General features: G+C 64.7%; 19 protein-coding genes and 1 pseudogene. 6 read left to right on the top strand and 14 right to left on the bottom strand.

The window, feature by feature from the left end; genetic code table 11:
- Nucleotides 1-667: 667 nt before the first annotated feature.
- The 4 genes and pseudogenes from AC6EUH_RS13850 to AC6EUH_RS13835 form a co-directional block, all read right to left on the bottom strand.
- On the bottom strand, nucleotides 668-1,111 hold the full coding sequence (locus AC6EUH_RS13850) for a hypothetical protein (RefSeq protein ID WP_499738981.1): 444 nt from the start codon (nucleotides 1,109-1,111) through the stop codon (nucleotides 668-670).
- Nucleotides 1,112-1,279: 168 nt separating this feature from the next.
- Nucleotides 1,280-1,426: pseudogene (locus tag AC6EUH_RS13845) on the bottom strand (ATP-binding protein); the annotation flags it as partial.
- Nucleotides 1,427-2,181: 755 nt separating this feature from the next.
- Complete coding sequence (locus tag AC6EUH_RS13840; RefSeq protein WP_235500263.1) at nucleotides 2,182-2,601, bottom strand: VOC family protein; 420 nt, start codon at nucleotides 2,599-2,601, stop codon at nucleotides 2,182-2,184.
- A gap of 94 nt (nucleotides 2,602-2,695) precedes the next feature.
- Nucleotides 2,696-3,511 (bottom strand): hypothetical protein, encoded by an 816-nt coding sequence (locus AC6EUH_RS13835; protein ID WP_056431932.1) that lies wholly within the window; start codon nucleotides 3,509-3,511, stop codon nucleotides 2,696-2,698.
- A gap of 63 nt (nucleotides 3,512-3,574) precedes the next feature.
- Between AC6EUH_RS13835 and AC6EUH_RS13830 the strand changes: the two genes are divergently transcribed.
- Nucleotides 3,575-4,606 carry an NADPH:quinone reductase gene (locus AC6EUH_RS13830; protein WP_499738980.1) on the top strand — a complete coding sequence of 344 codons (1,032 nt, stop codon included), beginning with the start codon at nucleotides 3,575-3,577 and terminating at the stop codon, nucleotides 4,604-4,606.
- Between the two features lie 318 nt (nucleotides 4,607-4,924).
- Here the strand turns inward: AC6EUH_RS13830 and AC6EUH_RS13825 are convergent, their stop codons facing one another.
- From AC6EUH_RS13825 to AC6EUH_RS13815, 3 genes are read right to left on the bottom strand one after another with little or no spacing between them, the layout of a single operon-like run.
- Entirely contained in the window at nucleotides 4,925-5,692 is a 768-nt protein-coding gene (locus AC6EUH_RS13825; RefSeq protein ID WP_056431938.1) for an SCO1664 family protein, read from the bottom strand.
- Entirely contained in the window at nucleotides 5,692-6,246 is a 555-nt protein-coding gene (locus AC6EUH_RS13820; RefSeq protein WP_056431941.1) for a DUF3090 domain-containing protein, read from the bottom strand. Before AC6EUH_RS13820 ends, AC6EUH_RS13825 begins: the two co-directional genes overlap by 1 nt.
- A 24-nt stretch (nucleotides 6,247-6,270) precedes the next feature.
- Nucleotides 6,271-6,963 carry a histidine phosphatase family protein gene (locus AC6EUH_RS13815; RefSeq protein WP_056431944.1) on the bottom strand — a complete coding sequence of 231 codons (693 nt, stop codon included), beginning with the start codon at nucleotides 6,961-6,963 and terminating at the stop codon, nucleotides 6,271-6,273.
- 515 nt (nucleotides 6,964-7,478) lie between these two features.
- Here AC6EUH_RS13815 and AC6EUH_RS13810 point away from each other — a divergent pair.
- Both AC6EUH_RS13810 and AC6EUH_RS13805 read left to right on the top strand, forming a co-directional pair.
- Entirely contained in the window at nucleotides 7,479-8,060 is a 582-nt protein-coding gene (locus tag AC6EUH_RS13810; protein WP_499738979.1) for a lytic transglycosylase domain-containing protein, read from the top strand.
- A 137-nt stretch (nucleotides 8,061-8,197) separates the two neighbouring features.
- Complete coding sequence (locus AC6EUH_RS13805; protein WP_499738978.1) at nucleotides 8,198-8,857, top strand: dihydrofolate reductase family protein; 660 nt, start codon at nucleotides 8,198-8,200, stop codon at nucleotides 8,855-8,857.
- A 39-nt stretch (nucleotides 8,858-8,896) separates the two neighbouring features.
- On the opposite strand, the gene AC6EUH_RS13800 is transcribed toward AC6EUH_RS13805, so the two are convergent.
- The 6 genes from AC6EUH_RS13800 to AC6EUH_RS13775 form a co-directional block, all read right to left on the bottom strand.
- Entirely contained in the window at nucleotides 8,897-9,352 is a 456-nt protein-coding gene (locus AC6EUH_RS13800; RefSeq protein ID WP_056431954.1) for a nucleoside deaminase, read from the bottom strand.
- Nucleotides 9,353-9,511: 159 nt separating this feature from the next.
- Nucleotides 9,512-11,023 carry a CYTH and CHAD domain-containing protein gene (locus AC6EUH_RS13795; protein ID WP_499738977.1) on the bottom strand — a complete coding sequence of 504 codons (1,512 nt, stop codon included), beginning with the start codon at nucleotides 11,021-11,023 and terminating at the stop codon, nucleotides 9,512-9,514.
- A 9-nt stretch (nucleotides 11,024-11,032) separates the two neighbouring features.
- Nucleotides 11,033-11,182 carry a hypothetical protein gene (locus tag AC6EUH_RS13790; protein ID WP_499738976.1) on the bottom strand — a complete coding sequence of 50 codons (150 nt, stop codon included), beginning with the start codon at nucleotides 11,180-11,182 and terminating at the stop codon, nucleotides 11,033-11,035.
- Nucleotides 11,183-11,270: 88 nt separating this feature from the next.
- Nucleotides 11,271-11,543, bottom strand: coding sequence for a hypothetical protein (locus AC6EUH_RS13785; RefSeq protein WP_499738975.1), 273 nt, complete (start codon nucleotides 11,541-11,543; stop codon nucleotides 11,271-11,273).
- 308 nt (nucleotides 11,544-11,851) lie between these two features.
- The gene (locus AC6EUH_RS13780; RefSeq protein WP_499738996.1) at nucleotides 11,852-13,558 is read right to left on the bottom strand and encodes an acyltransferase family protein; all 1,707 of its coding nucleotides are present in this window, start codon (nucleotides 13,556-13,558) and stop codon (nucleotides 11,852-11,854) included.
- A gap of 554 nt (nucleotides 13,559-14,112) precedes the next feature.
- The gene (locus AC6EUH_RS13775) at nucleotides 14,113-14,796 is read right to left on the bottom strand and encodes a DedA family protein (RefSeq protein WP_056431960.1); all 684 of its coding nucleotides are present in this window, start codon (nucleotides 14,794-14,796) and stop codon (nucleotides 14,113-14,115) included.
- A 420-nt stretch (nucleotides 14,797-15,216) separates the two neighbouring features.
- On the opposite strand from AC6EUH_RS13775, the gene AC6EUH_RS13770 reads away from it, so the two are divergent.
- Nucleotides 15,217-18,564 (top strand): Ig-like domain-containing protein, encoded by a 3,348-nt coding sequence (locus AC6EUH_RS13770; protein WP_499738974.1) that lies wholly within the window; start codon nucleotides 15,217-15,219, stop codon nucleotides 18,562-18,564.
- A 36-nt stretch (nucleotides 18,565-18,600) separates the two neighbouring features.
- Here the strand turns inward: AC6EUH_RS13770 and AC6EUH_RS13765 are convergent, their stop codons facing one another.
- The gene (locus AC6EUH_RS13765) at nucleotides 18,601-19,599 is read right to left on the bottom strand and encodes an NAD(P)/FAD-dependent oxidoreductase (RefSeq protein WP_499738973.1); all 999 of its coding nucleotides are present in this window, start codon (nucleotides 19,597-19,599) and stop codon (nucleotides 18,601-18,603) included.
- Nucleotides 19,600-19,720: 121 nt separating this feature from the next.
- Between AC6EUH_RS13765 and AC6EUH_RS13760 the strand changes: the two genes are divergently transcribed.
- Nucleotides 19,721-20,305, top strand: a complete 585-nt coding sequence (locus AC6EUH_RS13760; RefSeq protein ID WP_056431968.1) for a helix-turn-helix domain-containing protein — start codon at nucleotides 19,721-19,723, stop codon at nucleotides 20,303-20,305.
- A 300-nt stretch (nucleotides 20,306-20,605) separates the two neighbouring features.
- A complete protein-coding gene (locus AC6EUH_RS13755) occupies nucleotides 20,606-22,639 on the top strand; it encodes a chloride channel protein (protein WP_499738972.1) in 2,034 nt (677 codons plus the stop codon).
- Nucleotides 22,640-22,669: the final 30 nt, after the last annotated feature.

Genomic DNA, 22,669 nt, shown 5'->3' with positions numbered 1-22,669 from the left:
GGACTCCTTGGGGTGTGCCGATTAGTACTCATTGTGCTGAGCCCGATAGCTGTAGTCCGCAACCAGCGCTCTCGGACAGCCGCTGCAGCCAAGGGAATCCGTATTGAAGGCGTGAAGGCGACCAAGTCCCTAAAAGTGGGCATTGGATCGGAGGCCCTGCGCCAAGAGATTCATGCAATCGTGCATAGCCAGAAGAGATATTCTCGAGCTGAGGAAGTCCCCGGAGGAGTAGATGTCTACGTCCGAGGCAATATTTGGACTTGGGGTGAGGTCATCGAAGTTAGATTCTCCGAGACAAGCGAAGGCACTGACGTCTACACCGCTTGCCGCCCCCGGCTTGCAACGACCCTCGCCGACTATGGGCAGAGCGGCAGTGACTTGAGCCTGTTTATCGAGCTCCTGCAGCAAAGGACGGACTCCGGCCAGCGGGGCCACGGCAACTAGGTAGGTCCGTCGTCAGCCGAGCCTTCCCAAGGCTCAACACTGGCACGGCGGCCACCACACCCGCGAGAAAGCTGAGGGCATACAGCGTTCTCGCGTGTTGACCAGGGCCGCCGTCTAGCCCACGGTTTGGTGGGCGATGGTGCGGGCGAGGCCGCAGGAGTCTGTGCCGGTTTCAATGGCGGCGCCGTTGGAGGTCAGCCTGTCCACGGCCACGGCGCTAACCCTATTTCGAGTTGAGGGTGTAACCGAAGTCTTTAAGAGTGTAAATTTTCCCATCGAGGTCAACGCGGGTGTAGCTCGGATGTGGAGCTTTCAGTCCGTTATACGCCCATCCAAAAACCAGAAGGGCCTCTGCTGCGACATTCATCCAGTGCCGCTTTTCGGTTTCATTATCGAAGGTGCGGTTGACCAGGTCTTGAGTATTTCTGTGCGCCTTGGGCGCACTACCAAAGGTTAAGAACCTAAATACGAAGTAGGGCAGCCCTGATTCAGGGTCCACGCCTTCCGCACGCACCGTGGTAAAGGGAATACTTCCTTCGGAGTGCACGAGTTTGAAAACTTCCGTGAAGTAGGGGCCGCCCGCGACTAGCCACTTCAGGTAGACGTCGGTGGCCCTATCGATGACACGGTGTTCGTGGCCGTCTTTGGTCGCTTCGACTTCAAACATGTGTGAATCTCCCCCAGCTAGCGAAGTGCCAGCTATTTGAACCCCCGGCCAGAGAGTCGGCGCCAGGCTCATCATTACAGGTCGATCTGATTCCTGTCATTATTCAAGCTGCTCGAATCTCGGCACACCACCGCTAAGGACTTGACGGAGGTGAAGGTTCCTCGCCCGTCACGTGAGGTGTTGCTTGGTGTGGGCGAGGCGGTAGGAGTCTGTGCCGGTTTCGATGATCGCGCCGTTGAACGTTAGTCGGTCCACGATCGCTGCGCACAGGCGCGGGTCGGTAAAGGATTTCGTCCAGCCCGAGAACGACTCGTTGGGGGTCGGCGTCTGAAGGGACGCTGCCCGGTCATGCAGCGGTCCGACAAACACATCATGAATGGTTTGAAGGGAGGTGACGTGGTGATGGAGGGACTAGAGGCTGAGCATGCGGTGCTGCGTGCCCGAGACTCGGTAACGGGCGCGGGCAGGACCCGGTTGCAGCCGCGGTTGTACTTCTCCAGCAAGATCAAGTATTTCAGGGCAAAAGAAGCGCCGCACCCTGTCGATGCGGCGTTCGGCAGTTTGGGGGAGGCCTCTGGTGGGGAGAATTGGGGGTGTGGACAGTGTCCACACTTTGGGTGTCGGACTGGGCTGTGCTTTTGCCGGATTGGGTCAGATTGGCGATGTTTGCGGGGGAGTGACGGAAATTCAAGGGCTGGAACCCGGTTCGAGTCCCACCTCGGGCACGCGTTTTCCCTGTTCAGGGGCCTTATGGGGCCCTATGGCCCTGTGCACATTGTCCACACCCGGTGTGGGGGACGTCCGAACCGCTCCGCCGGAGCCCCGTTCAGTTATGCCTGGCCGTTCGTGTGTCCGGTGCTTCCTTTCTCGTGGGCTGGGCGATGTTCAGACCAACCCGCGCGGAAGAGTCTCGCTACACACAGGCATCAGGCGCATAGCCTTCCCAAATGACGACAGATGGGGCTCTACGGGCCGTTCCAATCAGGCAGACCTGGTGGCAACTACGGCGCTCCGATCCAATCACATAGGGCGAGTTGCCACGGCGGCTGTCAGCGTACCCAGCCAGGACTTCACGCAGCACCCGAACCGTATGGACGCGTGATCGCTTCGAGGAAATGCCCGTCAGGATCCACGAAGTAGACGCCACGTCCGCCGTCGTTGTGGTTGATCTGCTGCGGGCGAGACCGTCCCGGGTCTGCCCAGTAGGGGATGCCCTGGGACTGAATCCTTGCGAAGATTCCGTCAAAGTCCTCCTCGCTGACCAGGAAGGCGTAGTGCTGCGGGGAGATGGGCCCGACTGCCGTGGCGAAATCGAGGGCCACTCCGTGGTCGAGGGGCACGGTCATGAAAGACCACATGGCTTGGGGTTTCGGCAGTCCGAGCACGTTGGCCAGGAACTCCGCCGAATGGCGCTTGTCCGTTGAGTAGACGATGGTGTGGTTGAACGTGACCGTCATGGTGACCTCCTCGGGTGTTTGGTCTGCGACCATTTGTGGCCAGCGCCCTTCAGATTTCAAGAGCAGCCGCTAGGTCCTTGGAACCTTCATGGGTCGGCATCAGGGAATTAGGGCTATCAGGGGCTGATCAGGCCTTGGCGATCGGCAACACCAGCATGTAGCCAGCCGGAATGTCGCTGCTCCAGCGTCGCGGCTCGCGTACGACGAACTGCGTCGCCAACTGTTCGGGGGTGAGCAGGGCGTCGGGCGCGGGGGACGGCCCCCACTGGTCATCGCCGTACGGGTAGAGCGGATCCTGGACGCGGATGCCAGTGACCGGGAACTCCGGGAACTCGTCGGGATCGCCGCGTGACTCGAAGCCGCTCATCACCCATACGTGGCGGCCGCGCCACATGACCAGCCCGACCGGCCGATCCGTGTCGGCAATGGCGCGCGCCGCCGTCTGCAGCGCCTCCTCATAATCGGCGACGCTCACGACGGCGTACGGCCCCATCCCGACCTCGTTCAGCACCTCCGCCCAACCCAAGGGGTTGGCACCGTTGAACGAGTTGAACGACCGTGCACGCGCCATCTCCCACAGCTCCCCCTGCTGGACGCGATCTGTCCACGTGCCGGCCCCGGTGTCGTCGATGAGGTTGTGCATCATCTGGATGCTCGCCGCTACACACCACTCAAAGGTGTACTGCGGCACGAAGTCCCCCTCCTGGTAGAGGTTGAGGGCGAACGCCTGGGGCGCCGGGGGCGGCGTGGGAACCGGCGTCGGGGTGGGGGACGTGGGCCGGAGAGGAGCGGGGACGTCATCGCGTGCGGCCGGCGGGGCCGAGGAGGTCCGGATCGGTTGATCGACGGTGGCCTCATCGAGTCTGTTCGTTGGCGCGCAGGCCGAGAGGAAGGTCGCTAGGATGACGAACCAGGCCAAAATACGGAGCAGGGCACCGATCATGATCGGTCCAGTTTATCTCGACACGGCGGGAATTTTCGGTCCAGGACGGCGTTAGGTCTGAGTATGAAAGCAATCGTGTACCGTGCCACGGGTGATCCGTCTGTTCTCGAACTCGTCGACCGCGAGACCCGCGACCCTGGGCGTGGGGAGGTGCGCGTGCGGATCGTGGTCTCTGCGGTGAACCCCACCGACTGGAAGTCGCGCCGCGGCGCCAGACCGGGCGAGCCCTTGCCCTTCGCGGAGGTCGTGCCGAACCAAGACGGCGCCGGAGTGGTGGACGCCGTCGGGCCGGGCGTCGAGCATCTCCACGTCGGTGACAGGGTCTGGGTGGCCTTGGCCGCCTACCAGCGCTCCGACGGCGGGACAGCCCAGGAGTTCGCCGTCCTGCCGGCCGAGCGGGTCTTTCCGCTGCCGGAGAATGCCGGGTTCGATCTCGGCGCAAGCCTGGGCGTTCCCGCGATCACCGCCCACAGGGCCCTGACCATCGCCGAGGACGGCCCGCGGCGGCTGCGCCCGGGAGCCTTGGACGGCAAGGTAGTTCTCGTTGCTGGAGGGGCCGGCGCCGTGGGCCATGCGGCGATCCAGCTCGCCAAGTGGGCCGGCGCTGTTGTGATCACGACCGTGAGTGGACCGGCGAAGGCTGCGCTGGTCACGGCCGCCGGCGCTGATCACGTCATCAATTACCGGGAAAGCCACGCGGCCGCGGAGATCCGTCGGATCGCTCCCGAGGGCGTCGACCAGATCGTGGAGGTGGCGCCCGCGCAGAACGCGGAACTCGACCTGGCTGTAATCCGCAACCGCGGCTCCATCGCGGTCTACGCCAACAACGGCGGCGATCAGGTGACCCTGGACGTGCGCAGGCACTTCAGCCTCAACGTCCGCTACCAGTTTGTGTTGCTCTACACCGTTGGCATGGCGGCGGTGCACGACGCCGCCAAGGACATCAATGCGGCCATCGCCGACGGTGCCATTCCGGTCGGAGAAGCTGCAGGCCTGCCGCTGCATCGCTTTGAACTGGCTAACACGGCTGCGGCCCACGCGGCGGTGGAAGAGAGCATCATCGGTAAGGTGCTGATCGATGTGTCAGCGAGCTAGCCGATAACGCCTCGGAGCCTCGCGGGGGCAATCACGCCGGACAGCCGCGGCGCTGAGCCGGCCGAGCAGTCCGGTCTGCGGACCGGTAGGTGTGACGCGGACGGTCGACCTGACCGACGGTCGGGTGTGGTCCTGGGGAGCACCACTGGGAGGGAAATTCATCGTGACTGAGGGCGATTAGCAGGAACTGGTGGGCTTTGCTGCCATGGCCTTCCCGCCAACTAACCCGCTGCCGCAGCCATCACTGTGCGATCGCGGCGGTCGTTCGTGGATACGAGGGCGTAGCACATGAGGAGTCCGGTCCTAGCCGTAATTCCCTTAAAACAGCGGCCAGGGCACCGCCGGCATCTCACCGCTCGGAGCCGGAAACCGCCCTGCCAAGCGCAACCGGGCGCAGCGCGCGGCGAGCGATGCGATTTCTTCGGCGCTGAGCAAGTCCGCCAGGTTTCGGCCCAGCCCACCGTGCAGTCCTTCGCTGACACGATCGATGCCGTCGCGTTCCTCGGCGGTCAGAGCGTCTCCCAGCCATCCCCACAGCACCGTGCGAAGCTTGTGGTCCCGGTGAAAGGTGAGCCCATGGTCCACGCCGTGCCGGTGTCCGTCCGTCATGGCAAGAATGTGGTCGCCTTTGCGGTCGGCGTTGTTGACGATGATGTCGAACACCGCCATGCGTCTGAGCGCTGGCGAGTCTTCGTGAACGAGGGCCACCATCCGTCCGTTCTCATCTCGTCCCTCGAGAACCTGTTTCCAGCCCGTCTCCGGCACCTGGTTCGTCGCGACCAGGTTCACGGCGCTTTGGGCGGGGTCTTGCTCCTGCCAGAGCTGCACCATTCCTTCGCCCATCGGACCATCGCGCAGCCAGGTCTGCGGCACGACGTCCCAGCCGAAGACCTGCGAGACCAGGTAGGCGGCCACCTCCCGGTGAGCCAGGGTGCCGTGGGGAAAATCCCACAGCGGACTTTCGCCTGCTATCGGCTTATAGACGACCACCATGTCGCCGATGCTACCCAGAAATGTAGCGTTTGAAGCCGTCGTGATGCGGCCGGTGAGCGTCAGCTCTGCGGTCACTAGGTCCGGCGCTGGCATCAGACCTCGGGAAGGGTGCAAATGTGCCCGTCGGCGTCTATGGGGTAACCGCAGAGCGGGCACGTCGGACGCCCGGCGCCCACGACCTCACGGGTGCGCTTGGCGAATGCGCGGGCGGTGCCGACCGGCATTCGCACCAGCAGCACTTCGGGCTCGTTGGCGCCGTCCTCATCGAGTGATTCGTCGTTGTCATCAGCATCGACATCGGTGATGGGGTAGGCCTCTATTACTACTTGGGCCGTGGTTGGGTCCCAACCCAAGCTCATGGCGCCGGTGCGAAACTGCTCCTGAACGGCGTCGAGCTGGTCATTGTCGACAAGTTCAATGGGAGTACTCGTGGGAACGCTGAAGGGGTTGCCCTCGACGGTGATGAGCTGGTCGAGAATTTCGTCGATCTTCTCCGCGAGCTGAGCCGACTGCTGCTTCTCCATGGCAATACTCACGATCTGCGTACCTGCGCGCACCTGCAGATAGAACGTGCGCGCCCCCGGAAGGCCAATGGTGCCAACGACGACCCGATCAGGCCAGGCAAACTCATGAACACGTGTAGGCATGTCAGTATTCTAGGCACATGAGGTTCATGGCGCCGTTTGCCCTGCACCGCCGCCCACCGGCGCATCGCCAGAGTGGATGCCGTTCGACAGCCACGACAGATCACCCGCGTCGGTGTTGGTCGCGTAGACGCTCGGCCGACTAGCGCCGTAGCGCACGATCGATACGGAGGCGGGGCCCACGTTAATGCGCTGGAACAGGTCAAGGTGCATGCCGAGCGCGTCGGCGAGGATTGACTTGATGATGTCACCGTGACTCACCGCCACCCATACGGCCCCTGGCCCGTACTCGGCTTCGAAGGCTGCATCGTGGCGTCGAATCGCTGCCACCGACCGAGCCTGCATCGCGGCCATGGATTCTCCGCCGGGAAAGACGACGGCGGACGGTTGCGACTGCACAACCGGCCACAAATCCTCGGTCGCGAGATCACTGAGCGTGCGGCCCTGCCACTGGCCGTAATCGCACTCGGTGAGATCGAGATCGACCGGCGCGTACGGCGTGCCAGCCTGGCGATCGAGGATGAGTTGGGCGGTCTGTTGACACCGCTCAAGAGGGCTCGACACCACCCCGACTACGGGCACGGCCGCGAGCCGGTCTCCGGTCAGAGCCGCCTGGTCGCGCCCGATCTGGTCCAGGCTGACGCCGACGGCCCGACCGGCCAGAAGTCCAGTGGCATTGGCTGTGGTGCGGCCGTGCCGCACGAGAATAACTGTCGCCATCCACCCAGCCTAACCACCCGCTCGATGGCGGTGTGAACCGTACCGGGTCGCGCGTCGAGCAGGCAGGTAAGGCACTGGCGTAATCCTTCAAGCACGCCGACGCGCTCAACGCCGCCCAGACGGACTCGGCACGCATCGACCAGCTCATGGCCGACGCAGCAAAACCGGAAGAACCGGCACAGCCAGTGTGACCGTTACATGCGCGCGTTCATTTGAATGTTCCCGAGGACGTGGGATAGGGAGTTTCGGGCGTCCACGTCGCAGAGGGGGGCACCAGTGCTGCGAGAAGGGTCCACAAAGGGGTGTGTGCATTGTCCGTGGCGCTTGGATGGTTTGATTAGTCCGTGCTCCGTCTTAAACGCCGTATGGTTTTCAGCCTGTTCGCGGTTTCGCTCATCGCCGTATTCTCGTTCTGGGCAGTGCGGCTGCCCGGCGCAGACGCCCGCGAGGCCCTTTCTGCACCCCCGCGAGCGGGGGTGCAACTTGAAATGTTATCGACCGGGATCACCACCGCCGTGAACGTAACCCCGAGCCCGGATGCCCAGTGGCTCATCCGGGCTGCCGCGCAGACCGGGATCCCTGCCCGCGCGCTCCGGGCCTACGTTGCAGCGGCAGCCACGGCCAACGATTCCGCTCCGATGTGCGGGATCGGCTGGAACACCGTGGCAGCCGTTGGCTCCGTCGAATCAGCGCACGGAACCTACGGCGGCGGCAGTCTCAACGCCGCAGGTCAGGCGAGCGGACCCATTGTGGGGCCGAGTCTCGATGGCAACGGATTCGCCGCCATCGCCGACACGGACGCGGGTGTCCTGGACGGCGACGCCAGCTGGGACCACGCCGTCGGACCCATGCAGTTCATTCCCTCCACCTGGCAGCTCGTAGGGCAGGACGGGAACGAGGACGGAACAGCGGACCCGTTCAATATCGACGACGCCGCCCTCAGTGCGGCGACCTACCTGTGCGCAAACGGCCGTGACCTCTCAACCGCCCAAGGATGGACCGACGCCATCTACTCCTACAACCAGTCCGATCCCTACATTCGCCAGGTGCGGACCCAAGCCACCACATACGCCGCGACGACGGGCACCGCCGAATGAGTCCACGGGCTCAAGGCCCCATGGCGGTGAATGCAAGGGGACACGCATCGCGGCTTGATTCTCCCATCGTCGGTCTTGAGCTGTCGGGTTCGATCACCATAAAGTGACTGCAAACGACAAGCACTTCAGGAGATGACATGTCCCTCGTCCGCGTGCATAACTTCTCGGTCTCCCTCGACGGCTTCGGCACCGGCGAGGGCCAGCAACTCGACGCGCCGTTCGGTCACGCCGGCTCACGGCTAATGGAGTGGGCATTCGAGACGCGCACCTTCCGCGAGATGGGCTTCCACGGGGAGTCGGAGGGATCCTTCGGCGTCGACGAGGCGTTCGCCAGCCAATGGGGGCCCGGGATCGGTGCGGAGATCATGGGACGCAACAAGTTCGGCCCTCAACGCGGTCCGTGGGAGAACGACGAATGGAAGGGATGGTGGGGCGATAACCCTGTCTTCCACACACCTGTCGTTGTTCTGACACACCATCCCCGGCCCGTACTCGCGATGGAAGGCGGAACAACTTTCCATTTCGTTGACGCCGACCCCGTCTCCGCGCTCAAGCAGGCCCGCGCCCTGGCCGGAGACCTCGACGTCCGGATCGGTGGCGGCGTCAGCACGGTTCGTCAGTTCCTCGAGGCCGATCTGATCGACCACATGCACGTCGTCCTCGTGCCGATCGTCCTGGGCCGGGGCGAACGGCTCTGGGATGGACTCGAAGGACTCGAACAACGCTTTGACATCGAAGCGACCCCTTCTCCATCCGGAGTTCTCCATCTGGTCTTCACTCGTCGCACGGCCCGGTAGGCCGACTTGAGGGCGGGTCCTCGCCCCGGTCAACTGAGGCTACTCGGCGATGTCCTCCGCCCACAGCTCAGGGTGTTCCTCCTGGAAGGTGCGCATCATCTCGACGCATCGGGCATCATTCAACACCACCACTTCGACGCCGCGTGAGCGGAGAAGTTCGAATTCGCCGGGGAATGTCTCGGCCTCGCCCACCACTACGCGCGGAATCTTGAATTGGATGATGGTCCCGGTACACATCGCACACGGCGCCAGGGTGGTGTACAGGGTTGTGTCCCGGTAGCTCTTCTGGCGTCCGGCGGCCCGCAGCGCAGACATCTCGCCGTGGGCGATTGGATCGCCATGCTGGACGCGCTGGTTGTGGCCGCTGGCAATGACGACCCCGCCGCGGGCCAACGCAGCACCGATGGGGATGCCGCCCTCTCGAAGGCTCTTTTGTGCGGCTTCGAAGGCAGCTTCGAAGACCTGGTCTGTGATGGTTCGTTCAGTTTGGGACATGGGTGCAGTCTAAATCGAGTGCCACTCGATGGCCTGGGCCACGCCGTCAGCGATCCGGTGGAGGGATGCAGCGCTGCTTGAGGGGAGACCGCGCAAGGTGCTCACACGGCCCACGGCCGTGAATGCCAGGGGTCCGGTGGATCCCGGTCCCGCTCGGCGCTATGCCTTCAGCGAGATGGCGGGGAATTTCTTCCATTCGCGGTGGAAGCGGGCTTCTGCCTCGAGGGCGGCGGATTGTTCCAGCGCGTGCAGTCGTCCGTAGCTGAACCCGTTCTCGCCCAGGACGAAGGCCTCGGCTCCGAGTCTGCGCAGAAGTTCGCGGGTAACGACGCTGTCCTGATGGTCTCCCAGGACTTTCTGGACACTGTGGGCTGCGTTGGCCAGTCGTGCGGCCTTCTTGGGGTTGACGGGGGCAGCGGCTTCTGCTGCGTACCGCAGGCGTTTCCCGTCCTTGCGGGCCTCGTGGAGGGCCGGGTGGTCACTGGTACCGGCAGGATGCCGCCTGGCTTCCCGGGCCGCAGTGCGCAGCCGTTTGATGTCCCGCTGGATCAGCAGGGGGATGACTTTGACCGCCGGTTTCGAGGCCAGCGGCGCGAACGGCGGGTCAGCGATCATGGCCTCCAGGAGGTCGAGCAGCCGGAAGTAGCGTCGTCCGTCCAATGCCTCCAGTGCCGTGGCGTGAGCTTCCTGGTAGGCGCCGCCGAGTTCAAGATCGACCCGGCGGGTGACCGGACCCATAACCAGCTCGCCGGGTTCTTCGGCGACCATGTCCTTCAGGCGCGCATGCATGACCTCCGCGTCGCGGGCCTGACCGAGCACACCGGCGAGCCATTTCAGTTCATTCCGCAGGAAACCCACCGACTCGGCGTCGTCTAGCAGTTTCCGATACGTCGCCAGCGCGGAACGCATGCGTCTGGTGGCCACCCTCATCTTGTGCACCGCGTCGTGGGCGTCCTGCCGCACGCGGGGGTCCTGATCCTTGAGGTCCTGCACCTGTTGCCGGAGGTAAGCGAGGATGACATCTCCAGCCGGTCCCTTGGGCTTCGGCGCCGGCTCCGTGGAGGCAGGATCCAGGTTCAGGGCCCGTGCCAGCTTGGACTGGTAGGCGGAGGGCCGGACGCTGGCTACGGCAAGCCGGTCCTGCACGGACTCGAGCAGTGCCAGGGGACCGGCGACGAGTTCAATCTCCCACTCCCGCCAGTGCCGGGTACCCCGTTTCCGGATCAGTACCTCAGCCTGCACCCGGTCATCACTGAACTCCGCGAGAACAGCGTCCGTCGTGTCCCTGAGCCGGTACACGACGCGCCTCGTTTTCAGCCGGGCCACCGGTACCAGCGCCCGGTCTCTGGTGTGCACACGGACCAGCCCGCGGAGGGTTTCCGGGATGCTGTCGGCCTGTTCTCCGAGCGGTTCGCGGAATTCCGTCCGTTCGTCCGGTCCGGCGGGCAACTTCAGGTGCCACCCGGCGTCCTCTCCGCCGGTTCTGCGGCGCAGGGTGATCCGCGCGGACGCCAGGCGCAAGTCCTCGGTGTCGAAGTATTCGGCCTCCAGCCGGTGTTCCACGGGCCGATCAACCCGGGCAACGCCGGGCAGGTCCCGGGGCGAAGGGAGAATGGCCTCCTCCTCGACATCAAACTTCCGTTCGATTTCAACTGCGCGTGTTGCGGACATAGCGAAATTCTACGACCCGCGCTCCCGCACGGGCATGACGGAACGAAAGAGAACGACGGCGGGAGAGTTCCCGCCGTCGTCATCTTGGCTCATGAGGTCGGCTATTGCCGCGATGCCCCGGGCCATGTTGCCGTTACCGATGATGGTGAGGTTGGTCATTAGGTGGTGACGACGAGTTTGCCGCGGGCGCGGCTTTCCTCCGTGTCGGTGTGTGCCACGACGATGTCTCGCCGTGGCCGTTGCAGCATCAGCCGGGTTGTTTGTAGGGTGCCCATTCGTCCAGCACCTCGACCAGCGTCGCCGCAGACTGGTCGATCCGGTCAACAGCGCTGGCGCAGAGGTCGCTGCCGGCATCCTGACAGAGGCTTGCTGCGTTCGACTCGCTTAGCGGTGTGAGGGCATTGAGTGTCTCAGTGACCAGGACCGCGAGTTCTGGGGGCGGGGATCCAAGAGCGAGGAGCGCGGTGATGTCATCCTGGGCTGAAGCCGCAGCCTTTTGGGCATTCTTGATGCACTCCATGGATTGTATGTAGTTGTCCGGCGTACGTCCTTCGGCGGCCTTGTTGCAAGCGTCAATGTTTGCCTCATAAGCTCGCCAGGTTTGCTCGTCTTGGCCAATGATGCTGGCGAACTGATCGGCGGAGCCCGCCGGAGCCGAGCGTTGGGGTGGCGGTGTTGGTTTGCGTGTCTGCCTTGCATGGTCCACCGGCCCATGAGTTGGTGTTGTCTGCGGAGACGCGGGTGTGCAGCCGGCCAGCAGAAGGGCTCCGCTAGCGACGAGGGGAATAAATATCTTCACTGATAACACCTGCCACTCGGATTCCTAGCTCAGTTGAGGATGTGGCCGTCTGCCCGGCGGGCCGCGCCACGCATGGGCGTCGACAGGCTGTCCTCCGATTCGGGCTGAGAGGCCGGGACGCCGTGATCTGCAAAGATATCCAGGTACTCAACCGGCTCGGTCCCGGCGCTTCCAATCCAGTGGGCCGTGCCTGCGCCGATTTCTGCTGACTGGCCCGGGGCAAGGACCATGTCCTGGTCCCCGACTCCCAGCAGGAGGCGTCCCTTCAGGACATAGATCCAGCCGTTTCCATCACGAGTGTGTGGTTCAGGCCGGGTACTGTCCGGACCTGCGGGCACTGTGCATTTGTATGCGGTGAACTGGCCTGGCTGCCGCGCCAATGGTATGCCGGTCAGCCCGCCGCTGCTGGCTTGTGGTTCCTCAGGCTGCGGATGACTGGTGCGGAGTCCGCTTCCGGCCGTGGGCTGTTGAGCATCCGCGGTCCGGCTGTGCAGATCCCGGCCGGACCGGTTGCGGTCGGCGGCTCCGGGAAGGGCCGATGGTTTCTTGGGTGAACCGGTGGGCCACAGCCGCGGAGGGCGTTCGGCGGCGACGTCTTCGATCCAGCCGATGGTGAGGAACAGGACTGCGAGGAGCGGCCACACACCGATGAACTGGGTCCACTCGCTACTTAGAACCCAAGGTATGGCTGCTGCGACGTCGTCGATCCTGTAGAGCCGGTCGATCACCATCACGTTGATCACCAGCAGGAGGTTGTGCCAGAGGTAGATGGTGAGGGCCCGGTTGTTGATGAGGTTGACGGGCTTGTCCAGATACCGAATCGGCCTGGGCAGCGCCTTCCATGATGGCGAGATTCGGAGCAACATGGCGCAGAAGCCCAGCGACCACAGTGCTTGGGCCAAGGGAATGCTATTCAAGTCCCAATTCGTGTCCTCGAGGTGGCTGGACGCCCACATGAGGCCCAGTGCCATGAGGGCCAGACCAGCGGCGAAGACCGCCTGCCGAGGCATCTTGAACAGCAGGCCGTTGTTGTGGGCGAAGCCGAGGATCCAGCAGGATCCATAGGTGGCGAAGTCGGTGATGGCGCTGTTTCCCCAGTCCGGAAGAGGGACAACGCCCATGCTGAGAACTGCCATGAGGCCCAACGGCGCCAGCAGCGTGGTCCATGGCAGCCGTTGAAAGGCCTTGAGTAGAAGTGGAGACAACAACATGAACCAGAAATACGTCCGGATGTACCACAAGCCCTCTTCAGCCTGGAGAGCCCAGGAGGATTCCACTAGACCCGCGTCAGAGCCGATATTTTGCGGGAACGGTGGGTCCCCGAGGGGGATGAACCACAGGAGGATTTGGAGCCAGGACCCGCCGGCTCGAACCGTTGGAGTCCAGCCCTGCCAGAGCAGGAGAACCAAAACGGTTCCGCTATAAGCCCACAGCGGCAGAAGCAGGCGCCGGGTACGGCTTCTGAGAACTCCAAGTGCGGGGCGTTCAAGGGACCGTGCCATGAGGGATCCTGCGAGGGCGAACATCACGCCCATCGAGGGGAATGCCATGCTCAGCCAGACTGCGCCGGCGAAGGAATGATAGGCGACAACACGGACAAGGGCGATGGCACGCAACAGATCCAGGTACCGGTCCCGTCCGGAAACACGTGACGGAGCGGCCGGTGCCCCGCTGACGAGCGGGGTTTCTCCCACGATGCCGACGCTCGGCGACGAATCCGCGGTCTGGGGCTCCATCACGGAGCGCACCCCTTTCGGCCCCGAAGGAGAACCCCCGGAAGTCGCTGTGCCACGGCTTCCTTGCTCTGGCGCTGCTCTTCGCCCCGCACGAAAGTAGTCAACGCTTCATGCATCACACGTTCCTTTGACGTTTCTTTGACATTCGCGGACGTGACCGCCCACGATGTCGCGCATTCTTTCCAAAATCGCGATTCTGCCCAAAGTTTTAGCCCGGTCACGCCGTGCGCGAGCTGTGCTCGGCTGCCGAAAGCTGATCTTCTGGATCGTTCGGGCGGTCGGCGGCGTCCTTATGCATCGCGTACGGTGATGCGCGATATCGGCGACACAAAACCTACGGTACGGGGGATTGCACCTCGACACATGGGTATTCATTACCCTAATTTCGGTAACGAGGGCTACCTGCACCCCCGCTGAGCTGTCGGGTAATTCCTCGGGCTCGTATGGCACGGCCGCTGTGGCGACAGGAACAGCCGCGAGACCGCGAATACAGAAGCTGGACGTCTAAGTGTCGGGGCCGACGTACTCCCGGGCGGGACACTTAGACGCAGGTCTCATTCGGCGTCTGGCACGCCGTCTCCTGGCCCTTCCACTGACTTGAGTTTGCGGCGGCGGCGCCGGCGCCAGACGAACACCAGGCCAACCGCGACAATGGGGACCAGCACCCAGCCGCCGATGTCGAGGGCGTCACCGATGGCATGGGCCAGCGCACCAGCCAGATAGGCAAGAACACTGAGGCTCGCGACCCAGGCAATGGACCCTGTGATGGTCCACAGCGCGAACTTGGGCCACGGCATCTTGGCAGCCCCCGCGGCAATGGCGCCCCAGAGCCGGACGACAATGACCCAGCGGCCGAAGAACAAGGCTGTGCCGCCGTGCCGATCGAAGAACGACTCCAGTTGGACGATGCGATTCTCATCGGCGTGGAAGCGCTGGGCAAGTCGCAGCATCAACGGGCGGCCTCCCACCCGTCCCAGTACGTAGCCAATGGTGCTCCCGATCATGGCGCCCAGGCTGCCGACGGCGATAACGGCAGCAAGGTTGAGCTCTCCGTGGCGCGCCGACGCGTAGGCGCCAAGCAGTACGGCCACGGCGGGAAGTGGTACGCCGGCGCACTGTGCCAGCACGATCACGAAGACCCCGAAGTAGTAGCCCCAGTCGGCCGCAATCTCAGCTTCCGCGGCAAAGAATCCCGCCGAGCCGAGGGCCACGAAGCGGAGGGCGGCTATTCCGGTCATCGCTCACACCTCACTTCGCTGCTCCGCCATGGTGCATAACGACGGTCCCCGCGCTGCCGCGTTTGTGCTGTGGCAGTGACCCCTGCGACGACACCGGGATGGCCCTTGTATACCCTTGTGGCCCGGGCCGCGTCAAGAGCACGCTGCGGCCGCAACCCCGCCCGGAAGCCCGACACCGGTCTGGCATTTCCCGGCGCTTTGGCCCAGCCACATGCCCGGCGCAGCCATCCCCTGCCGGCGCGGCTTCGACCACCCAAGTAGTCACGCGGATCCGGGCGCGCCGAGCAAGTATTGACGGCTTGGGAATAGAGGGTCCTGCGCTTCAAAGTCGGGTAGGGACCACTCCTGTGCGGCACTATTTTCGCGCTTACGATCCACGCAGTGAGTCAGTCAACAAGGCTCCGGAAAAAGGTCTCTCATATGCGTGGTCAACCCAAACTTCCGCCTGGCCGTGCCCGGGCGGCGCTGCTGTCAACACTGCTCGTACTTACCGGGCTGTCCGCAGGCGGCACCGCCGCTGCGGACGTGGGAACCGTCGCCCACGATGTGCTGCGGACGGGGTGGGACAACAACGAAAGCGCGCTCACGCCGTCGTCGGTCGCGTCCTCGACCTTCGGCAGGCTGTTCTCCACAGCCGTGGACGGGCAGGCGTACGCCCAGCCGCTCGTTGTCGGCGGCACCGTCGTTGCAGCGACCGAGAACAATTTCGCTTACGGATTGGACAGCGCTACGGGCGCGGCGAAGTGGGTACGCACCCTAGGGCCGGCCTGGCCGGCGTCAACAGTGAGCTGCGGCGACCTCACGCCCAACATCGGCATCACGTCCACCCCGGTCTACGACCCGGCGACAAAGTCCGTCTTCATGCTGGCCAAAACGAACGACGGAGCGAGCCCGCAGCTGCCGCACTGGTACATGCACTCCCTCGATCTGGTGACAGGGGCTGAGCGGGCCGGGTTCCCGGTCCTCATCAGCGGCGCACCGACGAACGACCCGTCCCGCCCGTTCAACGCCATGACCGCAATGCAGCGGCCCGGGCTGCTCCTCATGAACGGGGTGGTGTACGCGGGGTTCGCCAGCCACTGCGACTATGCCCCCTTCGTCGGCTACGTTGTCGGCGTGTCTACCGCCGGGCGGCAGACCACGATGTGGGCCACCGAGTCCGGCAACAGCAACGCGGAGGGCGGGATCTGGCAGTCCGGCGGAGGCCTGGTCTCGGACGGGGCCGGGCAAATCCTGTTTGCCACCGGCAACGGCATCTCGCCGAAGCCCGGTCCGGGTAAAACGCCCCCTGCAACCCTCGCCGAGTCTGTGGTCCGGCTCAATGTCGGCACCGATGGAAACCTCAAGCCGACTGACTTCTTCAGCCCGGCCAACAACGCCAAACTGGACCAGGACGACGCCGACCTCGGCTCCGGCGCCCCGATCGCCATCCCGGACGGCTACGGGACGCTGGCTCACCCGCACCTGCTGGTCCAGGCCGGCAAGGACGGTCGTGTCTACCTGCTGGACCGGGACAACCTGGGCGGCATGGGGCAGGGGCCGGCCGGCGGCGACGCCGTCCTTGACGAAGCCGGCCCGTACAGCGGAGTCTGGGGGCGGCCCGCGTTCCTCGGGACTGCCAGTGGCGGATACATCTACACCGTCGAAAACAAGGGCTACCTCCGCGCGCACAAGCTCCTGCCAACCAGCACCGGAGGCATGCAGCTCGCCTCTGTGGGGACCTCCGTCGGCACTTTCGGGTACACCTCCGGTGCGCCTTCGGTGACCTCCAACGGCACGGACGCCTCCTCGGCCCTGGTCTGGGCCGTGTATTCCACCGGACCCACCGGCGTCGGCGCGGAACTTCGTGCCTACCGGGCCCTCCCGGACAGCAGCGGCAAGCTCCAGCAGGTCTTCACGGCCCCGCTGGGCACGGCCGCCAAGTTCTCCTCGGTGGCCACCGACAACGGCCGGGTCTTCGTGGGAACGAGGGACGGGCACATTCTGGGCTTCGGAGCGCCGACGACCTCCGCGGTAGGGGCGGCGAACACCGACCTGGGCACGGCTGCGGTGGGTGCCACCGGGGGAGGCAGCGTGACGATAACGGCCACGCGCGCGGTGACAGTCAGCGCCGTCACAGCTGCTGCCCCGTTCGGGATCGGAACTCTCACCCTGCCCCGGACCCTGGCCAAGGGCGGAAGCATGACCGTGCCCGTGACCTTTTCCCCGACTGCACCGGGGCAGGCGGACGGTGCGCTGACCGTCAAAACGTCTGACGGCGAGACGGATCTCCTGGGCGTCCACGGCGTGGGTACGAAGGACGGCCTGGGGGCGACGCCGGCCACGATCGGCTTCATGGACGTTCCCACGCAGACCAGCAGCCGCCAGACAGTCAACGTCGTCAACACCGGCACGACCGTCGCCACGGTCACTGGCGTCACGTTGCCGGCCAGCGCCGCGCTTAAGGTCGATCCAACGACAGTGCCGGCCGTGGGGCAGACGATCCAGCCGCTCACTTCGGTCCCGGTGTCCATCACGTTCAGCCCGACGACGGCGACTCCGGTGACCGACGCGCTTCTCGTCTCGAGTGATCGCGGCGCCTTGACGGTTCCGGTGACGGCGACGGCAGTGTCAGGGGCGGCCCACCTGCAGCTGCCGCCGACGCTGGACTTTGGTGACGTCGCCGTAGGCGCAGCTGCCACCTGGGACTTCACGATAGTCAACTCCGGAAATATCCCCATGACCATCACGAAGGCCAAGGCGCCACAGGGAGTCTTCTCAACCACTCTGCCGATTTCCGAGGGCCTGGTGATCCCTCCGGGTGAATCCGCCTATCAGAGTGTCACGTTCAAGCCGACAGTGGCCGGACAGGCCGGGACCCAAGACACCTACTACCTGTTCACCGCGAACGACGGCCAGGGCGAGCAGAAGGTGATGCTCACCGGGAAGGGCGTCGATGACCCCATTGCGCTCAAGGCCTACCAGATCGGTGCCGGGGACCCGAGGTCAGTCCTCGGCAGGTCACTCACTCTTGAATATCCGGTCCCGGGGGGCAAGTGCCAGGACTACAACAAAGGGGTGATTTGCTGGTCGCCGGCGACCGGGGCACACGAAGTCCACGGCGCGATCTACACCTCCTACCAGGCTGCGGGCGGCGCAGCCGGCAGCCTCGGCTTCCCGACGACCGACGGGTTGCGAACGCCTGACGGCGTGGGCCAGTACAACCACTTCTCCGGTTCGGGGGGCTCTTCGATTTACTGGTCCACGGCGACGGGGGCGCATGCGGTCCGGGGGGCCATCCGGGCGAAGTGGGCCTCACTGGGCTGGGAACGGGGCCGGCTGGGCTATCCGACGACGGATGAACTGGGAACGCCCGATGGGGTGGGCCGGTACAACCATTTCTCCGGGACGGGGGGCTCGTCGATTTACTGGTCGCCGGCGACGGGGGCGCACGCGGTCCAAGGAGGCATCCGGGCGAAGTGGGCCTCACTGGGCTGGGAACGCGGTCCGCTGGGCTATCCGTTGACCGATGAACTGGGAACGGCAGATGGCGTGGGCCGGTACAACCATTTCTCCGGTTCGAGGGGCTCGTCGATTTACTGGTCGCCGGCGACGGGGGCGCACGCGGTCCAGGGGGCCATCCGGACAAAGTGGGCCTCACTGGGCTGGGAACGGGGCCGGCTCGGCTATCCGTTGACCGACGAGTACGCCGTACCCGTCGGCCGGGAATCGGCGTTCCGCGGCGGGCGGCTGACATGGAACTCGCGGACAGGCGTGGTCAGCGGCTAGCTGCACTACCGGCGGAGGTTTGTGACAGGTGCTGGCTCAGGGCTGCCAGATCGCAGGCTGAGAGACCGCTGCTTCAGAAGCGGCCGAGAAGGGGCCGAAGCGCCCCTCAACGGCCCACCGGGTTTCCTCTTCGATGAGGTCTGCGTTGATCCTTGCGCCCGTCATGACACCCTCGGCCGCCGCGGTGATCACCTGAGCCATCAAGTTGGAGACATTGCCCCCCGCATACACGCCGCGGACAGCCGTCGCACCCATGGCGTCGGTCTCGATATACCGTCCGGCCCCCGACGGATGCACCTGGGAACCTAACCCGAGTGATTCCAGAAACGCCGATCTGGCTTCCATCTGTGTTCCGACAGCCAGGGCCTCCACATCGAAGGAGGTGCCCTGGCGGAGCGTGAGCCCCGTGAGGACGCCGTCGACAGCGTGAACGGAAGCCACGGCACCGTCAACCACCGTTATGGACCGGGCGGCGAGCTGGTCCCATTCCTCGTCGGTGGGTTCGACGGTGTCGTTGAGGAAAAAGGTGATATCCGGGGACCACTGCCTGAACAACAGTGCCTGATGGACGGACAGCGGGTCTGTGCCCAGCACTCCAATCCGTTGCCCGCGGATTTCCCAGCCATGGCAGTAGGGGCAGTGCACAACGCCCTTTCCCCATTGCTCCCGCAGCCCGTCGATGGGAGGGAGTTCGTCCGTCAAGCCCGTGGTGACCAGGAGGCGCCTGCCGGAAAACCGGCGGGCGTCTCCGAGAACCACGTCGAACCCGTCGGGGGTTCGCCGCGCCGAAACGGCTTCGCCGTCAATGACCGTTCCGCCGTAGGAGAGCACCTCGCTGCGTCCGATGGACAGAAGCTCCCGGGGGTTCATGCCGTCCCTTGAAAGATACCCGTGAACACCCGCCGCCGGGGCGTTGCGTGGAGTTCCGGAATCGATGACCAGCACCGAGCGCAGCGCCCGGCCCAGCGTCGTGGCCGCGCTGAGTCCCGCCGCGCCGCCGCCAACAATGACAACGTCGTACCGTGTGGTGTCCATATAGATTTGTCCTTCGTCTGGCCCTGAAAGTTCGCCGCCGGAGTTCCCGGGCGGTTAAACCAGCTTCCACCGCACGAAGCATTTTTGACAAAGTCTGTTGCCGTTATGGCAAAGTGGGGGTATGGCAAATGAGCTTGACGATGTGCTCGGGGCCGTCGGCCCCCGGCTTCGGGCACTCCGTACGGAACGGAACCTCACCCTCGGAGATGTGTCCTCCGCATCCGGAGTGTCGGTGAGCACCCTGTCCCGCCTGGAATCCGGCCAACGCAGGCCGAACCTCGAAATCCTGCTGCCCCTCGCAAGGATGTACGGTGTTCCCCTCGATGATCTGGTTGGCGCCCCGCCCACCGGCGATCCCAGGATCCACCTCCAGCCCATCACCCACGGTGACATGACGGCCGTTCCTCTCACACGCCGCCCAGGCGGGCTGCAGGCCTTCAAGATGGTGCTCGCGGGCCATGCCCGCGGGGCAGAGCCCGACCCGCGCGTTCATGAAGGCTACGAATGGCTCTACATCCTCAACGGACGGCTGCGCCTGGTGCTGGGCGGCAAAGACTTTGAACTTCGCCCTGGCGAAGCCGCGGAATTCGATACCCGTACGCCGCACTGGTTCGCCAGTGCTGACGGCAGACCCGTCGAGTTCATCAGTCTGTTCGGACAGCAGGGCGAGCGGATGCACGTACGCGCGCGGCCCAAGTCCTCATAGCCGAAGAAGTCCGATGGTTCCGGGCATCGGTGGTCGCAGGTTCCCTTTCACCCGCATTGGGTGATGACTGTCCCGACTCGAAGCGTTACTTTGGCGAACATGTGACTGACCAGCCTCTGTCGCTAGTGAGACCTCACTAAAGGCTCCCGCCGTGCAGCGGGCGGCCCGCGGAAGGATAAGGGATGCTCAACTGTTTCCACCGGCCCACGGAAGGGCAGTCGGGGTGACGCGAATCGTCACGGGCCCGCCGGGTTGTCCGGAATGAGCGAGCCTGCCGCGTCCCCGCCAAGGATCGATCCGATGGTCGTGATTCGTTCCAGGCCGTACATCGCTGCGCTCGTGCTGGCAGCGGTCCTGGGCGTTCCCGTTTCGATCATTGCGTACGGGTTTCTCGCTTTCGTCGCGGCGCTTCAGCGGTTCGTCTTCAACGAGTTACCGAATCAGGTCCTCGGGGGTCCTGCTCCTGCGTGGTGGCCGGTTCCATGGTTGGCGCTGTGTGGGCTATTGACGGCGTTGACCATCCGGTATCTGCCGGGAAACGGCGGCCACTCACCCGCTTTCGGATTCAAGACGGGCGGCGGTCCGCCCACCGGCCAGGAGCTCGTGGGCATCGTACTCGCAGCGCTGACCACGCTCAGCCTGGGTGCGGTGCTCGGGCCTGAAGGGCCGCTGATCGCGATCGGTGGCGGCCTCGGGGCGCTGGCGGTGCGGCTGGTGAAAAAGGACGCTCCGCCGATGTCCCTGACGATCATGGCGTCCGCCGGCAGCTTCGCGGCGATCAGTACGTTGCTCGGGTCTCCCGTTCTCGGTGCATTCCTGATCATGGAGGCCGCCGGGATCGGGGGAATGACGCTGAGCCTGGTCGCCCTGCCCGGCCTGATCGCTTCTGGCGTCGGGGCGCTGGTGTTCGTCGGACTGGACGGCTGGACCGGGCTGGGCAGCTTCTCGCTGGCGCTGCCCGTGGTGCCGCCTGCAGTGTCGCCGACGTTGGCGACGATGGGCTGGGCGGTGATCATGGGCGCGGTCGGCGCGCTGTTGGGATGGCTGATCCGCTGGGTCGCGCTGTCGCTGCGTCCGGTCGTGCATCTGAACCGGGTGCTGGTGACGTCTGCGCTCGGCTTGCTGATCGGTCTTACCGCGATGGCCTACCAGTTGATCTCCGGGCACAGTTTTACGCAGGTGTTGTTCTCGGGGCAGGACGCACTGCCGGAGCTGGTGGAACATGCCGCGGACTACCCGCTTGCTGTGCTGGTCCTGCTGATCGCTTGTAAGACCTTGGTCTACGGCCTCTCGCTGAGCGCATTTCGGGGCGGGCCGGTGTTCCCGTCGATGTTTATCGGTGCGGCGCTAGGTATTGCTGCGAGCGGGTTGCCCGGCATGAATCTCGCGGCAGGGATCGGCATGGGCATGGGAGCCATGTGCGCAGCTATGCTGCGGCTGCCGTTGACGTCGACGCTGCTGGCCACGCTGCTGCTGGGTGTGGACGGTGTGGCGGTAACACCCCAGGTGGTGGTGGCTGTGGCGGTGGCCTTCGTGATCACCAATGCGCTCCCGGTCCCGGGCCCGACGGCGTCCGTGGCGCCTGACGATCCCGGCGGCGTCCAACATCAAGCCCCCTTGAGGGCCAACCATGCAACTGAGATCTCGAGCGCGGGCCCGTTGACCGCACGGGACCGCAGGATCGCCTGGCTGTTCATCATTGGCTCGAGTCTGTTCGCCCTGGGGGCTGTGCCGTTCTACGCCGAGGCCGTGGGATTGCACTGGTGTGGACTCACGTTCTTCGTCGGTTCGCTGTTCTTCACCTGTGCTGCGTTCCTGCAGTACCGCGAAGCCGTTGACGCGCTCCCGGCCATGGGTTCCTCGCGGCGCCAGTCGCTGTGGGCATGGGCGCCGCGGAATCTCGTCTGGCTCGCTGGCGCGCTTCAACTTGCCGGCACGCTGTGGTTCAACTGGAGTACGGCGAACGCGCTGCTGGTCAACCTCAGTGCGGCGCTCGCCGAGCAGCGGGTGTGGCGGCCCGACGCTCTCGGCTCAGTCGCTTTCCTCGCGTCGAGCGCTGTGGCGTTACATTACGCCGGTCGCGGAACCATTGAAGGTAGGCCCAGGCCGCGGGCGTGGAAGATCGGCGTGATCAACGTCGCCGGCTCTGTTGCGTTCGGCATCTCTGCCGCCGCGGCCTTTGTCATACCGTCGAGCGGCGATCTCTGGAACGCCGAGCTCTCCAATCTCGGCACCCTCGTGGGAGCCCTGTGCTTCCTCGCCGGCGCGGTTCTGATGCTCAGTCCGGAATCCACCGACGCCACGGTTCCTGCGGACCCGGGAACTCATCCGTAACCCCTTTGCAACAGTTTCTGAAGGAGAAGT

Source organism: Arthrobacter sp. 001422645 (genome assembly GCF_059816125.1).
Note: the sequence above shows the minus strand (reverse complement) of the source record. Positions and strands in the feature narration are given on the sequence as shown.

Excerpts from the sequence above, each read along its gene's own strand:
- AC6EUH_RS13850 (WP_499738981.1), bottom strand. The coding sequence starts at position 1,111 with ATGTTTGAAGTCGAAGCGACCAAAGACGGCCACGAACACCGTGTCATC.
- AC6EUH_RS13840 (WP_235500263.1), bottom strand. The coding sequence starts at position 2,601 with ATGGTCGCAGACCAAACACCCGAGGAGGTCACCATGACGGTCACGTTC.
- AC6EUH_RS13835 (WP_056431932.1), bottom strand. The coding sequence starts at position 3,511 with ATGATCGGTGCCCTGCTCCGTATTTTGGCCTGGTTCGTCATCCTAGCG.
- AC6EUH_RS13830 (WP_499738980.1), top strand. The coding sequence starts at position 3,575 with ATGAAAGCAATCGTGTACCGTGCCACGGGTGATCCGTCTGTTCTCGAA.
- AC6EUH_RS13825 (WP_056431938.1), bottom strand. The coding sequence starts at position 5,692 with ATGCCAGCGCCGGACCTAGTGACCGCAGAGCTGACGCTCACCGGCCGC.
- AC6EUH_RS13820 (WP_056431941.1), bottom strand. The coding sequence starts at position 6,246 with ATGCCTACACGTGTTCATGAGTTTGCCTGGCCTGATCGGGTCGTCGTT.
- AC6EUH_RS13815 (WP_056431944.1), bottom strand. The coding sequence starts at position 6,963 with ATGGCGACAGTTATTCTCGTGCGGCACGGCCGCACCACAGCCAATGCC.
- AC6EUH_RS13805 (WP_499738978.1), top strand. The coding sequence starts at position 8,198 with ATGTCCCTCGTCCGCGTGCATAACTTCTCGGTCTCCCTCGACGGCTTC.
- AC6EUH_RS13800 (WP_056431954.1), bottom strand. The coding sequence starts at position 9,352 with ATGTCCCAAACTGAACGAACCATCACAGACCAGGTCTTCGAAGCTGCC.
- AC6EUH_RS13795 (WP_499738977.1), bottom strand. The coding sequence starts at position 11,023 with ATGTCCGCAACACGCGCAGTTGAAATCGAACGGAAGTTTGATGTCGAG.
- AC6EUH_RS13790 (WP_499738976.1), bottom strand. The coding sequence starts at position 11,182 with ATGACCAACCTCACCATCATCGGTAACGGCAACATGGCCCGGGGCATC.
- AC6EUH_RS13785 (WP_499738975.1), bottom strand. The coding sequence starts at position 11,543 with ATGGAGTGCATCAAGAATGCCCAAAAGGCTGCGGCTTCAGCCCAGGAT.
- AC6EUH_RS13780 (WP_499738996.1), bottom strand. The coding sequence starts at position 13,558 with ATGGAGCCCCAGACCGCGGATTCGTCGCCGAGCGTCGGCATCGTGGGA.
- AC6EUH_RS13775 (WP_056431960.1), bottom strand. The coding sequence starts at position 14,796 with ATGACCGGAATAGCCGCCCTCCGCTTCGTGGCCCTCGGCTCGGCGGGA.
- AC6EUH_RS13770 (WP_499738974.1), top strand. The coding sequence starts at position 15,217 with ATGCGTGGTCAACCCAAACTTCCGCCTGGCCGTGCCCGGGCGGCGCTG.
- AC6EUH_RS13765 (WP_499738973.1), bottom strand. The coding sequence starts at position 19,599 with ATGGACACCACACGGTACGACGTTGTCATTGTTGGCGGCGGCGCGGCG.
- AC6EUH_RS13760 (WP_056431968.1), top strand. The coding sequence starts at position 19,721 with ATGGCAAATGAGCTTGACGATGTGCTCGGGGCCGTCGGCCCCCGGCTT.
- AC6EUH_RS13755 (WP_499738972.1), top strand. The coding sequence starts at position 20,606 with ATGGTCGTGATTCGTTCCAGGCCGTACATCGCTGCGCTCGTGCTGGCA.